We start from the raw sequence: 15,339 nt of genomic DNA, 5'->3' as shown, positions 1-15,339 counted from the left end.
CGTTATGCCCCGGCAATTGACTTAACGAGGTAAGAACATGCTGTTAGGGTTTGTTGGGCTTGGTGCTGTGGTTGAAACGGCTTACTTACCGGCAATACGAAATCTTTTTCCTGATACTCCGCGCTGTTTAGGTTTTGATCTTCACCCCGAGAAGCAGCCTGAAGGGGTCACACGTTGCGCGTCGCTCGGTGAACTTCTTTCCCACCCGCAGGACACCCTGTTTATCACCACTTCCTCCCTGTACCATCTCGAGGTACTTGAGCAGGCGCTGGCCTCACCCGCGTCGCGTATTGTGGTAGAAAAACCGATTGTCGCCACGCTGCCCCAAATTGAAAAACTGAAAGCGCTGCTGGCTCAACCGGGAGCCGCCGACCGCGTGCTGGCGCTCGATCACTGGATGGCGCGTCTCGATAGCGTAAAGCAATCACTGGTCGCTCATGTTTTTGACATCGTCAAAATCGAAGGCTTTTTGCAGGAGCCAAGCGGGTATAACGCCGAAGGAGAGCCCATTGCGCTCAACTTCGCCACCGGCGAGCCAGACGCGCGAACGCTTTGCCATCCTGATGGTGTGATTCTGGATATCGGTACGCACGTGCTGGCGATGCTGCGTGAAACGGTGCGTTACCTGGGCGGCAGTGACGATATGACGTTGCAGGTGGTGACGGCAAAAGACCGCCTGGGCCGCGATATCGCAAAGGGCGATCTGACCACGGCGGAAGGCGAGGCGCATTTGCAGGGAAGCATCAGCGGCGTGCCGGTGGACATCTGGCTTAACAAATACGCGGGACCTGCGGGCGGGCAAAAGGGATTACGCTTCTATTTGCGCGACGGGCGTATCGTCAGCCACGACCGACGCGGCGCAGAAGATGTGCTGGAGCTGATTAAGGGTAAAGAAATTCAGCGCTGGCATATTCCCGGAACGATCTACGAGCATTGCCTTGCGGAGCATATTCTGGGGGCAAAAAGTCTCTTTGAACGGGATCCGCACCAGGTGAGCCGCACGACGCGCCGGAGGGTCGAGGAGGTGACGCTGCTGCTAACCTTACAGCAACAGTTGCGTGGCCCGCACTGAACGCGACGTGGTAAAATTATCGCAGACCTGAACGCTTTGAAGGAGTCACCATGACGATTACCTGCCCGGATTGCCAGACACCGCTGGAGCCCCTGAACGGGGTAGCGCACTGCGAAAGTTGTAATAAAGATATCGCGCTCGAAGCCCGCTGCCCGGAGTGTCATCAGCCACTCCAGGTACTAAAAGCCTGCGGTGCGGTGGACTATTTTTGCCAGAACGGCCACGGTCTTATCTCTAAAAAACGCGTGGAGTTTGTTCGGGCTGAAGGTTAATCGCACACGCAGCCTTCACCTTTCTGCCACAGTTCCACCAGCGACTCAGGTGCTTCCTGCTCGGGTACCAGCACGATGATATCGGCGTAGTGCGCCTGATTTTGGCCGGTCCAGATAATCTGGATGCGGAAATAGCGCTGGTCACCGCTGCCGGGGGAAGAGGCTTGCCCGGGCGGCTGGCCGCGCGGGAAAGCCTGCTCAAGAATGCTCACCAGGCGCTGGCGCTGGGCCTCATTAAGCGAGGAGAGCGCAATGGTGCGCTGGCCGCTCAGCTTAGGGATAAAGGCGACGCCGCCTTCCCGGGCCAGCTCAACCACGGCGTCATCCGTCAGTTCCGGAACCTGCATTTACAGTACTCCTACCTGTTCCCAGGCTTGTTTAATGGCCGCCCCAACGTCGCTACCGGATCGTTTCTCGCCGTGCGCTATCGTCAGTTTTGCGAAAGCGTCAAAATCCGCATCCTGCGCCAGGTTGCGATCGCAAACCGTGTCGTACCAGGCATAACCCGCTTTTTCCCAGGCGTAGCCACCAATCGCCGTTGCGGCCAGGTAAAACGCGCGGTTGGGGATGCCGGAGTTAAGATGCACGCCGCCGTTATCCTCGCGCGTTTTGATGAAATCTTTCATGTGCGCGGGCTGCGGGTCTTTGCCGAGCAGCGGATCGTCGTAGGCGGTACCGGGTTCAGACATGGAACGTAGCCCTTTGCCGTTAATCCCCGCTGCCAGCAGCCCTTCACCAATCAGCCAGTCTGCTTTATCGGCGGTTTGCTTCAGATGATACTGCTTCACCAGCGAGCCGAACACGTCTGATAAGGACTCGTTCAGCGCGCCCGACTGCTCAAAATAGATCAGTCCGGCTTCGGTCTCGGTCACGCCGTGGCTCAGCTCATGCGCCACCACGTCGATGGCAATGGTGAAGCGGTTGAAGATTTCCCCGTCGCCATCGCCAAAGACCATCTGCTGGCCGTTCCAGAAGGCGTTCTGATATTCCCGGCCATAGTGCACGGTGCCGGTGAGGATCAGTCCTTTGTTATCGAGCGAATTGCGCTGATATTCTTTCCAGAAGAAATCATGGGTGATACCCAGATAATCGTACGCTTCATCCACCGCCACATCGCCGTTGGAGGGCTGGCCTTCATAGCGCACCTGGGTACCCGGCAGCTCCTGGGTCTGTTTCGCATCGTAGATGTCACGCTCAAGCTGACCGGCTTTATTCACATGCGGCGCGGCGGGTTTGCCCGGCATATGGGCCATCAGCGTCTGGACGTGGGTCAAGGTCTGACGGGCGCAGCGCTGCTGCGGCTCAGAACCGCTTTCGATAATACGGCGAAGAATATACGGAGGGATGACGCTATGAAGATGGGGCATGCTGCTCTCCTTATTAAAAAAGGCAATAGCAGCAGTATAGTTTGTAACCGGCGAAGATTTATCCGCTTTTACGCTGGCGCGTTTTTTTCACCGGTTTGATCTCTTTCACCTCACTCTCGACCCAGCCGTCAGAAAGCCGGGTGGTGAGCACATCCCCGGCTTTAACCTGTTTCGTTTGTTTCAGCACTTTGCCGTCCGTCGCGGTGGTCACACTATAGCCGCGAGCCAGCGTGGAGAGCGGGCTGACGGCTTCCAGATGGGTGACCGCATTGCCGAAACGCTCGCGCGTGGTGCTCAGGCGTGAGCGGATATTTTCCGCGAGGCGGAACTCAAGCTGCTGGATACGCGTTTGTGCGCGATAAATCTTCGGCTGCGGGTTTTGCTGGTTCAGACGCTGCGTGACGCGCTGCTGGCGAGATACCGCACGCTTAAGCTGGTTATCCAGCGCGAAGTTCATCCGCTGACGCAGACGTTCCAGCACGGTTTGCTGACGCGCCAGACGCAATTGCGGATGCTGCTGTTGCAGACGATGGTGAAGCTGGGTAAAGCGGCGGGTACGGTTGGCGAGGAAGTAGTCCATCGCCATCTCCAGGCGCTGCTGCCCGTTCTGGATCTGACGCAGCAGCTCCAGCTGGTTACGGCTGACTACCTCTGCCGCCGCGGACGGCGTTGGCGCGCGTAAATCCGCGACAAAATCCGCTATCGTCACATCCGTTTCATGGCCGACGGCGCTTACCACCGGGATAAGGCTGGCAAAGATTGCCCGCGCCACGCGCTCGTCGTTAAAGCTCCAAAGGTCTTCCAGCGAGCCGCCGCCGCGCCCGACGATCAGGACATCACACTCCTGACGGGCATTTGCCAGTTCAATCGCGCGCACGATCTGCCCCGGCGCATCGTCACCCTGAACGGCAGTTGGGTAAATAATGACGGGCAGGGAAGGGTCACGGCGCTTCAGGACGTGCAAAATATCGTGCAGGGCCGCACCGGTTTTCGAGGTAATGACCCCAACGCAGTGAGCGGGTGAGGGCAGGGGCTTTTTAAACTGCTGGTCGAACAATCCCTCAGCCGAAAGCATGGCTTTGAGCTGCTCGTACTTCTGTTGCAGCAAGCCTTCGCCCGCGGGCTGCATGCTCTCGACGATAATCTGATAATCGCCGCGCGGCTCATACAGGGTAATGTTGGCGCGAACCAGAACCTGCTGGCCATGCTGAGGACGGAACGTCACGCGACGGTTGCTGTTGCGGAACATCGCGCAGCGCACCTGAGCGGTGTCGTCTTTCAGCGTAAAGTACCAGTGACCGGAAGCAGGCTGCGTGAAGTTAGAGATTTCACCGCTGATCCAGACCTGTCCCATTTCCTGCTCAAGCAGCAAACGTACCGTCTGATTAAGGCGGCTGACAGTATAAATTGAGGGGGATTGAGAGGATAACATGTGAGCGGGATCAAATTCTAAATCAGCAAGTTATTCAGTCGATAGTAACCTGCTGAGAGGTGAGCGCAAGCATTTTTTTCAAAAAAGTGTGGATGCAATCGGTTACGCTCTGTATAATGCCACGGCAATATTTAACCACCCAGGTCAGAGATATTGCCCATGCTACGTATCGCTAAAGAAGCACTGACGTTTGACGACGTCCTCCTCGTTCCCGCTCACTCCACCGTTCTGCCGAATACTGCCGACCTCAGCACGCAGTTGACGAAAACCATTCGTCTGAACATTCCTATGCTCTCCGCAGCAATGGACACCGTGACTGAAGCGCGTCTGGCTATCGCCCTGGCACAGGAAGGCGGCATTGGCTTTATCCACAAAAACATGTCTATCGAGCGTCAGGCGGAAGAAGTTCGCCGCGTGAAGAAGCATGAATCCGGTATCGTGTCCGATCCTCAGACCGTTCTGCCAACCACCACGCTGCACGAAGTGAAAGCCCTGACCGAGCGTAACGGCTTTGCAGGCTATCCGGTAGTCACTGAAGACAACGAACTGGTGGGTATCATTACCGGTCGTGACGTGCGTTTCGTGACTGACCTGAACCAGCCTGTCAGCGTCTACATGACGCCAAAAGAGCGTCTGGTGACCGTGCGTGAAGGCGAAACACGCGACGTGGTGCTGGCGAAAATGCACGAAAAACGCGTTGAGAAAGCGCTGGTTGTGGACGCGAACTTCCACCTGCGCGGCATGATCACCGTTAAAGATTTCCAGAAAGCAGAACGTAAACCGAACGCCTGTAAAGACGAGCATGGCCGTCTGCGCGTCGGCGCTGCGGTTGGCGCAGGTGCGGGTAACGAAGAGCGCGTTGACGCGCTGGTTGCTGCGGGCGTTGACGTGCTGCTGATTGACTCCTCCCACGGCCACTCCGAAGGCGTTCTGCAACGTATTCGTGAAACCCGTGCTAAATACCCGGATCTCCAGATCATCGGCGGTAACGTGGCAACCGGCGCAGGCGCTCGCGCGCTGGCGGAAGCGGGTTGCAGCGCGGTGAAAGTGGGTATCGGCCCTGGTTCTATCTGTACCACCCGTATCGTCACCGGCGTAGGCGTGCCGCAGATCACGGCGGTTTCTGACGCGGTTGAAGCGCTGGAAGGTACCGGTATTCCGGTCATCGCGGACGGCGGTATCCGCTTCTCTGGCGACATTGCCAAAGCGATCGCCGCAGGTGCAGCAGCCGTGATGGTGGGCTCTATGCTGGCCGGTACCGAAGAATCCCCGGGTGAAATCGAACTCTACCAGGGTCGTTCTTATAAATCCTACCGCGGTATGGGCTCCCTGGGCGCGATGTCCAAAGGTTCCTCCGACCGTTACTTCCAGACCGATAACGCCGCAGACAAACTGGTGCCGGAAGGTATTGAAGGCCGCGTGGCGTATAAAGGCCGCCTGAAAGAGATCATTCACCAGCAGATGGGCGGCCTGCGCTCCTGTATGGGTCTGACCGGCTGTGGTACCATTGACCTGCTGCGTACCAAAGCGGAATTCGTACGCATCAGCGGTGCGGGTATCCAGGAGAGCCACGTTCACGACGTGACGATCACCAAAGAGTCCCCGAACTACCGTCTGGGCTCCTGATAAATTTCCGCGCCCGGCTCAATGCCGGGCGCTTTGTTTTGTTTCACTTGCCTCGGAATTAGCGTCAATGACGGAAAACATTCATAAACATCGCATTCTCATCCTGGACTTTGGTTCTCAGTACACTCAGCTGGTGGCGCGCCGCGTGCGTGAGCTGGGCGTTTACTGTGAACTGTGGGCGTGGGATGTCACGGAAGCACAGATTCGCGAGTTCAATCCAAGCGGCATCATCCTTTCCGGCGGCCCGGAAAGCACCACCGAAGAGAACAGCCCGCGTGCGCCGCAGTACGTGTTCGAAGCGGGCGTACCGGTGTTCGGCGTTTGCTACGGCATGCAGACCATGGCGATGCAGCTGGGCGGCCACGTAGAAGGCTCTAACGAGCGTGAGTTCGGCTACGCACAGGTTGAAGTCGTCACCGACAGCGCGCTGGTGCGCGGTATCGAAGACTCCCTGACCGCAGACGGCAAACCGCTGCTGGACGTGTGGATGAGCCACGGCGACAAAGTCACCGCTATCCCGTCCGACTTCGTGACCGTTGCCAGCACTGAAAGCTGCCCGTTCGCCATCATGGCGAACGAAGAAAAACGCTTCTACGGCGTGCAGTTCCACCCGGAAGTGACCCACACCCGTCAGGGTATGCGCATGCTGGAGCGCTTCGTGCGTGACATCTGCCAGTGTGAAGCCCTGTGGACCCCGGCAAAAATCATCGACGATGCCGTGGAGCGTATCCGCCAGCAGGTTGGTGATGACAAAGTAATCCTCGGCCTCTCCGGCGGCGTGGACTCCTCCGTAACCGCGATGCTGCTGCACCGCGCCATCGGTAAAAACCTGACCTGCGTCTTCGTGGACAACGGTCTGCTGCGTCTGAACGAAGCCCGGCAGGTAATGGACATGTTCGGTGACCACTTCGGTCTGAACATCGTTCACGTGGAAGGCGAGCAGCGCTTCCTGGACGCGCTGAAAGGCGAGAACGATCCGGAAGCGAAACGTAAAATCATCGGTCGCGTGTTCGTGGAAGTGTTCGACGAAGAAGCGCTGAAGCTGGAAGATGTGAAATGGCTGGCGCAGGGCACCATCTACCCTGACGTGATCGAGTCTGCGGCCTCCGCCACCGGTAAAGCGCACGTCATCAAATCTCACCACAATGTGGGCGGCCTGCCGAAAGAGATGAAGATGGGCCTGGTTGAACCGCTGCGTGAGCTGTTCAAAGACGAAGTGCGTAAGATCGGCCTGGAGCTGGGTCTGCCGTACGACATGCTCTACCGTCACCCGTTCCCGGGCCCGGGTCTGGGCGTGCGCGTGCTGGGCGAAGTGAAGAAAGAGTACTGCGACCTGCTGCGTCGCGCGGACGCGATCTTCATCGAAGAGCTGCACAAAGCTGACCTGTACAACAAAGTGAGCCAGGCGTTCACCGTGTTCCTGCCGGTTCGCTCGGTCGGCGTGATGGGCGATGGCCGTAAGTACGACTGGGTAGTCTCCCTGCGTGCGGTGGAAACCATCGACTTCATGACCGCGCACTGGGCGCACCTGCCGTATGACTTCTTAGGCCGCGTGTCTAACCGCATCATCAACGAAGTGAACGGCATTTCCCGCGTGGTGTATGACATCAGCGGCAAGCCACCGGCGACGATCGAGTGGGAGTAAGCCCATAACCTTTCCTGCGAAGTTATAAGCAGGTAAGACTGATAAAACCCTCTGTTTACAGAGGGTTTTTCTTTTTGGCCGATATCCGGCCCGGTGGTGAATTACTGCCTCATCTGCCGCGATTCACGGCAGCCGATACTGCGTCGCCATGCCCCGGGGGCCTGACCATACTGACGCTTAAAGCTGCGGTTGAAGGACTGCTGAGAGTCAAAGCCCAGCGCGATCGCCACGTTCAGAATCGGTTCATCGCTGTGGGCCAAGCGCTCAACCGATTTTTGCAGCTTTTGCGCGCGAATATATTCGGCGAGAGGGGAGCCGGTATGTTCTTTGAAAAGCCGCTGGAGGTGCCATTTCGAATAGCCGGCTCGCCTGGAGACGGTTTCAATGTCCAGACGGCTATCGAGGTTGTTGTCGATCCAGTCGAGTAAATCGTGAATAAATGCACCCGTGTTCATTTTGCTTCCCCCTACGCCACGTATTAAAAAGCACCTTTGTTTGTTGCAATTAAAGGTGACCCGTTTTTACATTAATTGCAAGTTTTATTGTTGCATTTAAATCCCTTCTCAAAACACGTGATTTATCTTCGCCGCAAATAGCACATAAAGTGCAACAATTATTCTTGCACTTAATTAAGCGCCTTCCTACAATCGCCGCGATAGTGTATTCGCAACTGTTACAGTTTTGTGGCGATGAACGACACAAATGGCCTTCAGCCAGCTACCGGACAAAGGAAGTGGCGCGGCGCCTCCCGCTGCGTCTTGCCCGGCGGCTACAATAACCGGAATAAAAATAATGAGCCTGCAAAAAACCTGGGGTAACTTTCATCTGAGCGCGATGGGGGTGGTTTTACTCTCCGCGCTTCTCGTCGGGTGCGATGACAGCGTCGCGCAAAATGCCGCGCCGCAAGCGCCCGTTGTCAGCGCTGCTGACGTGGTGGTGAAATCCATTAGCCAGTGGGACAGCTTTAACGGTCGCATTGAAGCGGTGGAAAGCGTTCAGCTGCGTCCGCGCGTCTCCGGCTACATTGAGAAAGTGAATTACACCGACGGCCAGGAGGTGAAAAAGGGCGAGGTGCTGTTCACGATTGATGACCGAACCTATCGCGCCGCGCTGGAGCAGGCGCAGGCGAACCTGGCGAGAGCCAAAACGCAGGCCAGCCTGGCGCGAAGCGAGGCTAACCGTACCGATAAATTAGTCAATACCAACGTGGTATCCCGTGAAGAGTGGGAGCAGCGCCGTTCCGCCGCTACCCAGGCGCAGGCCGATATTCGCGCCGCGCAGGCGGCGGTAGACGCTGCGCAACTTAACCTCGACTTCACCAAAGTGACCGCGCCTATCGACGGTCGCGCCAGCCGGGCGCTGATCACCAGCGGTAACCTGGTGACGGCGGGCGACAGCGCCAGCGTGCTCACCACCCTGGTCTCGCAGAAAACGGTTTATGTCTACTTCGACGTGGACGAGTCAACCTACCTTCACTATCAGAACCTGGCCCGCAGCGGGCAGCGGGTGTCCGGCGATCATGCGGCGCTGCCGGTGGAGATTGGCCTGACGGGCGAGGAGGGCTATCCCCATCAGGGCAAAGTGGATTTCCTGGATAACCAGCTCACACCGGGTACCGGAACGATCCGCATGCGCGCGCTGCTGGATAACTCACAGCGTCAGTTCACGCCTGGACTCTTTGCCCGCGTGCGTCTGCCGGGCAGTGCGGAATTTAAAGCCACGCTTGTTGACGATAAGGCGGTGCTGACCGATCAGGATCGTAAATATGTCTATATCGTGGATAAAGACGGGAAAGCGCAGCGCCGCGACATTACGCCCGGGCGTCTGGCCGACGGTTTACGTATCGTACAGCAGGGGCTGAATCCCGGGGATAAAGTCATCGTCGATGGTTTACAAAAAGTGTTTATGCCGGGTATGCCGGTTAACGCGAAAACCGTTGCCATGACCGCCAGCGCCGCCCTCAACTGATCCCTTACCTGAGAATCCAATCCATGGACTTTTCCCGTTTTTTCATCGACAGGCCGATTTTTGCCGCCGTACTGTCGATTCTGATTTTTATCACAGGATTAATCGCCATCCCGCTGCTGCCGGTGAGCGAATACCCTGACGTCGTGCCGCCAAGCGTGCAGGTGCGCGCCGAGTACCCGGGCGCCAACCCGAAAGTGATTGCTGAGACCGTGGCGACGCCGCTGGAAGAGGCGATCAACGGCGTTGAAAACATGATGTACATGAAATCCGTCGCGGGTTCCGACGGCGTGCTGGTGACTACCGTCACCTTCCGCCCGGGCACCGACCCGGATCAGGCGCAGGTTCAGGTGCAAAACCGCGTCGCGCAGGCCGAAGCGCGTCTGCCGGAAGACGTACGGCGTCTGGGCATCACGACTCAGAAACAGTCGCCAACGCTGACGCTGGTGGTGCATCTGTTTTCGCCTGGCGGTAAGTACGATTCACTGTATATGCGTAACTACGCCACGCTGAAGGTGAAGGATGAGCTGGCGCGTCTGCCCGGCGTGGGGCAGATTCAGATTTTCGGCTCGGGCGAATACGCGATGCGCGTCTGGCTGGACCCGAACAAGGTCGCGGCCCGCGGGCTGACCGCTTCGGACGTGGTCACGGCGATGCAGGAGCAGAACGTGCAGGTGTCCGCCGGGCAGCTTGGCGCCGAGCCGCTGCCGAAAGAGAGCGATTTCCTGATCTCCATTAACGCCCAGGGCCGCCTGCATACCGAAGACGAGTTCGGCAACATTGTCCTGAAAACCACGCAGGATGGTACGGTCGTCCGACTGCGCGACGTGGCGCGTATCGAGATGGGTTCCGGCAGCTACGCGCTGCGCTCCCAGCTGAACAATAAAGACGCGGTCGGGATTGGTATCTTCCAGTCGCCGGGGGCAAACGCCATCGATCTGTCTAACGCGGTGCGCGCCAAAATGGACGAACTGTCCACACGATTCCCGGACGATATGAAATGGGCGGCGCCTTACGACCCGACGGTGTTTGTACGCGACTCGATCCGCGCGGTGGTGCAAACGCTGCTGGAAGCGGTGGTGCTGGTTGTGCTGGTGGTGATCCTGTTCCTGCAAACCTGGCGCGCGTCGATAATCCCGCTGATTGCGGTGCCGGTATCGGTAGTGGGCACGTTCAGTATTCTCTACCTGCTGGGCTTTTCGCTGAATACTCTGAGTCTGTTCGGGCTGGTGCTGGCGATTGGTATCGTGGTGGACGATGCCATCGTGGTGGTGGAAAACGTCGAACGAAATATCGAAGAGGGGCTCGCCCCGCTTGCGGCAGCACATCAGGCGATGCGTGAAGTATCCGGGCCGATTATCGCCATTGCGCTGGTGCTGTGTGCGGTATTCGTTCCGATGGCGTTCCTCTCCGGCGTGACCGGTCAGTTCTACAAGCAGTTTGCGGTAACGATAGCCATTTCCACGGTGATCTCCGCGATCAACTCGCTGACGCTCTCGCCAGCGCTGGCCGCGCTGCTGTTGAAGCCGCATGGCGCCCCGAAAGATTTCCCGACCCGGCTTATCGATCGTCTGTTCGGCTGGATTTTCCGTCCGTTTAACCGCTTTTTCCACCGCAGCTCGACTGGCTATCAGGGGCTGGTGGGCAAAACGCTCGGCCGACGCGGGGCGGTGTTTGTGGTTTATTTGCTGCTGCTTTGCGCTGCGGGCGTGATGTTTAAAGTCGTTCCCGGCGGGTTTATTCCGACGCAGGATAAGCTGTACCTGATTGGCGGCGTGAAGATGCCGGAAGGCTCGTCGCTGGCGCGCACCGATGCGGTGATCCGCAAGATGAGCGAAATCGGGATGAATACCGAAGGCGTGGATTATGCGGTCGCGTTTCCTGGCCTGAATGCGCTCCAGTTCACCAATACGCCGAACACCGGGACGGTCTTCTTTGGCCTGAAGCCGTTCGACCAGCGTAAACATACTGCGGCGGAAATAAACGCGGAGATCAACGCGAAAATCGCGCAAATCCAGCAGGGCTTTGGCTTCTCGATTCTGCCGCCGCCGATTTTAGGGCTGGGCCAGGGATCGGGCTATTCGCTGTACATTCAGGATCGCGCTGGTCTGGGCTATGGCGCGCTGCAAAACGCGGTGAACACCATGTCCGGGGCGATTATGCAGACGCCGGGGATGCATTTTCCCATCTCAACCTACCAGGCTAACGTTCCGCAGCTGGATGTGCAGGTTGACCGTGATAAGGCGAAAGCGCAGGGCGTGTCGCTCACCGATCTCTTCGGGACGCTGCAAACCTATCTGGGCTCGTCTTATGTGAATGACTTCAACCAGTTCGGTCGCACCTGGCGCGTAATGGCACAGGCCGACGGGCAGTTCCGCGACAGCGTGGAAGATATCGCGAATTTACGCACCCGTAATAGCCAGGGTGAAATGGTGCCGATTGGCAGTATGGTGAAAATCACGACCACCTACGGTCCGGACCCGGTGATCCGCTACAACGGCTACCCGGCGGCGGATCTGATTGGTGATGCTGACCCGCGCGTGCTCTCTTCCGCGCAGGCGATGACGCAGCTGGACGGTATGTCTAAGCAGATCCTGCCGAATGGGATGAATATTGAATGGACGGACCTGAGCTTCCAGCAGGCCACCCAGGGCAACACGGCGCTGATCGTCTTCCCGGTCGCGGTGCTGCTGGCGTTCCTGGTGCTGGCGGCGCTGTATGAAAGCTGGACGCTGCCGCTGGCGGTGATCCTCATCGTGCCGATGACGATGCTCTCCGCGCTGTTCGGCGTCTGGCTGACTGGGGGCGATAACAACGTGTTCGTGCAGGTAGGGCTGGTAGTACTGATGGGGCTGGCCTGTAAAAACGCGATTCTTATCGTGGAGTTTGCCCGGGAGCTGGAAATTCAGGGCAAAGGCATTATGGAGGCCGCGCTGGAAGCGTGCCGCCTGCGTTTACGCCCGATTGTAATGACCTCTATCGCCTTTATTGCCGGGACCATTCCACTGATCCTTGGTCACGGGGCAGGGGCAGAAGTGCGCGGCGTCACCGGGATCACCGTGTTCGCCGGGATGCTGGGCGTGACGCTGTTTGGTCTGTTCCTGACGCCGGTCTTTTATGTGACGCTGCGTAAGTTCGTGACGCGCGGCAAAGCGGAAAGAGAGGTGTTGCCTGCGTAGGACGTAGCAGATAGCAAAAAGCCGCCTTCATTGTGAAGGCGGCTTTTTTTCGCAATCGGTAAAGATTAAGGCGCTTTTTTATGCTGCGTACAGAGTTCCGGCACCGGATCGCACCCGCTGGTATCGGCTTTTTTCACCTCTTCCAGCGCGCTGGCGACGGTATGGCGCGCTAAAACTGCTAACGAAGCCTGCTCCGCCTCATCAGCGATTGATTTGAAGTACCAGCAGGCGTTAGCGCTGACCACGCAGCGGGCCGGGACGTCAGGACGGGACGCCCACAGCTTTTTATCTTCAGTGACGGAGAGGTAGATATCACGCAGGGTAATCTCTTCCGCCGGGCGGCCAAGATGGATAGAGCCATTGCGGCCAAGCGTCGAGACGATAATGCCGTCGCGGGCGAGAGGAACCATTAATTTGCGGATAAAGCTCGGATTCGCTTCCAGGCCGTAAGCCAGGATTGCACTCGTCGAACGTTCACCCGATTGCTCCGCCATCGCTACGCTGAGAACCATCTGCAAAGCTGTCGGGAAGCGGTAATCTAACATTTTTCTGTCCTGGGTTGCGGTGAATCTTGTTCTTTTTGGCACCGCAGAGGTGAATAATCAGTAAGTAACAATATAACAAATACGGTAATTTTATTGAAGCAATCTGCGGCATACATGAAGTAACGCTGTGCTGACACATGTCAGGACGTGTAGCGCCGCGTTTACGTTCATGCGAACGCCGGATTCGGGAAATCAACGGTCACCATAAGACCGCCTTCGGCTGACGTACTCAGATTGACCCTGCCGGTTACGTAGCTGACGGGAGAGGCTGGCGATAGCCCCATTGTTCAGCGAAAAACGTTTCCTGGGGGAAGTTTGAAGGTGACGTACAGCTTCTGATGGTTCAGTGAGGGGGAAGGCGCGTTTGTGACAAAACCGCACATAACCCCGTTGCAGGAGCTGGAAGTGCATAAAGCCCGCAGGATGGCGTGGCCCGATGTCGGACCGTTCATCCTGCGGTTTTTTTTATCACTGTTGACCCGATAACGCCTGTTCAATCGTACGGGTAACGACGTCCGGCTGGCTGACCATCGATACATGGCTTGCCGTCACCTCCGTGGTGTTGGCGTTGATTTTTTTCGCCATTGCACGCTCAAGCTCAGGATCGATCATCCTGTCATTTTTGCTGACCACATACCAGCTCGGTTTGTCATGCCAGGCGGCATGCGCGATTTTCTCCCCAAACGCATCGGCCTTAATGGGGCCCTGCGTCGCGGCAATCACATTGCGCTCGGTGTCCTTCACGTCAGGCGCAAAATTCTCGCTGACCGCTTTTGTCGGCAGATATAAATACCCCTCTGTGGTTTTAGCGAGACTGGCGCTCCCCGGTGGAGCAGGGAAGCTGTCTGCCAGGTCTGCCGTCGACTGGCCGGAATCCGGCGCAAAAGCGGCGACATAAACCAGTGACTTCACGCGGGCATTGTTTCCCGCCTCGCTGATTACCGTCCCGCCCCAGGAGTGCCCGACCAGTACCACATCCCCATGAGACCGGGCGATAGCGCGCTGCGTGGCGGCGACATCATCTTTCAGCGAGGTGAGGGGCAATTGAACTGCGATAACCTCGGTATGGTGTTTTTGTAGCCGGGTAATCACCTTATTCCAGCTGCTGCCGTCGGCAAACGCCCCATGCACCAGCACCACGCTGGCTTTTGTCCCGGCCAGCGCGCTGGTGGAAATTGCCAGTAGCGCCGCCGTTAATACAGACAATACTTTCATATCAGGCTCCTTAAAAGTGATGGATCGCGGCGTGTGACGGCACGGTGAATTCAACGGTTTTATGGTCGATGGGTTTATGCGTCGGGTCGGCAACGACGATCGTCACCTTGTGCTTTCCTGCGGGCAGCCCGACCAGGATCACCGGCTCGCCGCTGGTATCAGCCCAGTGCCAGGGCGCGTCATCCACCACAACGTGAATATGGCCGATACGCGGAGTGACTTTCAGCGCGTCGGGTCCAAATACAGGTTCAATGCGCAGGTTTTCGATACGGTACTGAATAAAGACCGCACCTTTACTTAGCGGTCCCGCCAGCGGCGGATCGACAATCAGTTTTGCCCGCGGCTGGGGTTGTTCAGGCGGGGCGACGGCGGCTGGACCGTTGACATCAGCGGCGCTCAGGCCATCCAACGGTGCGGCCAGTGCGCCAGCAAATGACGTCAACACAAATACAGGGAGCAGGAAATATCGACGAATCATCTGTGTCTCCTCATTAGTTCATTATGGCGAGGGACACAGAAGACCATTTTTATGTATCGGGGATGTTTGCTTTTGCGGGCGTTTTGTACCGGTTTGTCAGCGTAGCGCTCGGGATACAGTGCGATACAGTTTGTCTGCCGGGAGCGAACACGCTTTAGCGCTCGGGCGAATCCACCACAAGACCTGATTGCTGCGACTGAATTTTGTCCTGATGGTGATACCAGGCGCCAATGGAGGAATAAACAAAGCGGCCAAAGAAAAACAGGAAACTGATGAGCAGTATGATGCGGGTCATCCGGGTGTTAAATCGATGTCGTTTTCGCATACGCGTAGCCTGACTCACTTTCTTTTCCTGAGTATACCCTTTTGGGCGATACGGCTATTAAGGCACAGCCGCAAGTCAGGGTCAATTCGGCGAAATGTAAAATAGCGTCAATGCTTACATTAATTTATGTTATTAAAAACAACAGTTTTATTTATCGCATTGATAATTACAGGAAAAATACTCAAAAAAAACGTAAGAAAGGTTTATTCAGATAAATT

At 57.1% G+C, this 15,339-nt stretch carries 14 protein-coding genes and 1 pseudogene; 7 read left to right on the top strand and 8 right to left on the bottom strand.

Features of this window, described 5'->3' with window-relative positions; translation table 11 throughout:
* Positions 1-37: 37 nt before the first annotated feature.
* Positions 38-1,072, top strand: a complete 1,035-nt coding sequence (locus RS584_RS16975) for a Gfo/Idh/MocA family oxidoreductase (RefSeq protein WP_315748364.1) — start codon at positions 38-40, stop codon at positions 1,070-1,072.
* 50 nt (positions 1,073-1,122) lie between these two features.
* The gene (locus RS584_RS16970) at positions 1,123-1,344 is read left to right on the top strand and encodes a zinc ribbon domain-containing protein (RefSeq protein WP_015572176.1); all 222 of its coding nucleotides are present in this window, start codon (positions 1,123-1,125) and stop codon (positions 1,342-1,344) included.
* On the opposite strand, the gene RS584_RS16965 is transcribed toward RS584_RS16970, so the two are convergent.
* The 3 genes from RS584_RS16965 to xseA are packed head-to-tail and all read right to left on the bottom strand — an operon-like array spanning position 1,341 to position 4,143.
* Positions 1,341-1,691: a protealysin inhibitor emfourin gene (locus tag RS584_RS16965; RefSeq protein ID WP_006811517.1), complete on the bottom strand. Its 351-nt coding sequence runs from the start codon at positions 1,689-1,691 to the stop codon at positions 1,341-1,343. The two genes, RS584_RS16970 and RS584_RS16965, sit on opposite strands and share 4 nt — an antisense overlap.
* Positions 1,692-2,711: a M4 family metallopeptidase gene (locus RS584_RS16960; RefSeq protein ID WP_063136595.1), complete on the bottom strand. Its 1,020-nt coding sequence runs from the start codon at positions 2,709-2,711 to the stop codon at positions 1,692-1,694.
* Positions 2,712-2,769: 58 nt separating this feature from the next.
* Positions 2,770-4,143 carry an exodeoxyribonuclease VII large subunit gene (gene xseA / locus RS584_RS16955; protein ID WP_032654466.1) on the bottom strand — a complete coding sequence of 458 codons (1,374 nt, stop codon included), beginning with the start codon at positions 4,141-4,143 and terminating at the stop codon, positions 2,770-2,772.
* 159 nt (positions 4,144-4,302) lie between these two features.
* Here xseA and guaB point away from each other — a divergent pair, with 159 nt between their 5' ends.
* Positions 4,303-5,769 (top strand): IMP dehydrogenase, encoded by a 1,467-nt coding sequence (gene guaB, locus RS584_RS16950; protein WP_003860601.1) that lies wholly within the window; start codon positions 4,303-4,305, stop codon positions 5,767-5,769.
* A gap of 67 nt (positions 5,770-5,836) precedes the next feature.
* Positions 5,837-7,414, top strand: a complete 1,578-nt coding sequence (gene guaA, locus RS584_RS16945; protein WP_062933291.1) for a glutamine-hydrolyzing GMP synthase — start codon at positions 5,837-5,839, stop codon at positions 7,412-7,414.
* Positions 7,415-7,515: 101 nt separating this feature from the next.
* On the opposite strand, the gene RS584_RS16940 is transcribed toward guaA, so the two are convergent.
* Positions 7,516-7,869, bottom strand: coding sequence for a helix-turn-helix domain-containing protein (locus RS584_RS16940; RefSeq protein WP_047365237.1), 354 nt, complete (start codon positions 7,867-7,869; stop codon positions 7,516-7,518).
* 337 nt (positions 7,870-8,206) lie between these two features.
* On the opposite strand from RS584_RS16940, the gene RS584_RS16935 reads away from it, so the two are divergent.
* Together RS584_RS16935 and oqxB are read left to right on the top strand one after the other, a co-directional pair.
* The gene (locus RS584_RS16935; protein WP_023295135.1) at positions 8,207-9,382 is read left to right on the top strand and encodes an efflux RND transporter periplasmic adaptor subunit; all 1,176 of its coding nucleotides are present in this window, start codon (positions 8,207-8,209) and stop codon (positions 9,380-9,382) included.
* A gap of 23 nt (positions 9,383-9,405) precedes the next feature.
* Entirely contained in the window at positions 9,406-12,558 is a 3,153-nt protein-coding gene (gene oqxB, locus RS584_RS16930) for a multidrug efflux RND transporter permease subunit OqxB (protein WP_047365235.1), read from the top strand.
* A gap of 65 nt (positions 12,559-12,623) precedes the next feature.
* Here oqxB and RS584_RS16925 read toward each other — a convergent pair whose 3' ends face one another.
* Positions 12,624-13,103, bottom strand: a complete 480-nt coding sequence (locus RS584_RS16925; RefSeq protein WP_003860591.1) for an RrF2 family transcriptional regulator — start codon at positions 13,101-13,103, stop codon at positions 12,624-12,626.
* Positions 13,104-13,358: 255 nt separating this feature from the next.
* Between RS584_RS16925 and RS584_RS16920 the strand changes: the two are divergent.
* Positions 13,359-13,442 (top strand): annotated as a pseudogene (locus RS584_RS16920) (MipA/OmpV family protein); the annotation flags it as partial.
* A gap of 129 nt (positions 13,443-13,571) precedes the next feature.
* Here the strand turns inward: RS584_RS16920 and RS584_RS16915 are convergent.
* The 3 genes from RS584_RS16915 to RS584_RS16905 form a co-directional block, all read right to left on the bottom strand.
* Positions 13,572-14,318: an alpha/beta fold hydrolase gene (locus RS584_RS16915; protein ID WP_193042352.1), complete on the bottom strand. Its 747-nt coding sequence runs from the start codon at positions 14,316-14,318 to the stop codon at positions 13,572-13,574.
* A 10-nt stretch (positions 14,319-14,328) separates the two neighbouring features.
* Complete coding sequence (locus tag RS584_RS16910; protein ID WP_315748363.1) at positions 14,329-14,796, bottom strand: DUF6130 family protein; 468 nt, start codon at positions 14,794-14,796, stop codon at positions 14,329-14,331.
* A 154-nt stretch (positions 14,797-14,950) separates the two neighbouring features.
* The gene (locus tag RS584_RS16905) at positions 14,951-15,121 is read right to left on the bottom strand and encodes a YfgG family protein (protein ID WP_017383512.1); all 171 of its coding nucleotides are present in this window, start codon (positions 15,119-15,121) and stop codon (positions 14,951-14,953) included.
* Positions 15,122-15,339 lie beyond the last annotated feature (218 nt).

The organism is Enterobacter sp. DTU_2021_1002640_1_SI_PRY_ASU_LCPMC_013, assembly GCF_032389435.1.
Lineage (GTDB): Bacteria > Pseudomonadota > Gammaproteobacteria > Enterobacterales > Enterobacteriaceae > Enterobacter > Enterobacter hormaechei_C.
Note: the sequence above shows the minus strand (reverse complement) of the source record. Positions and strands in the feature narration are given on the sequence as shown.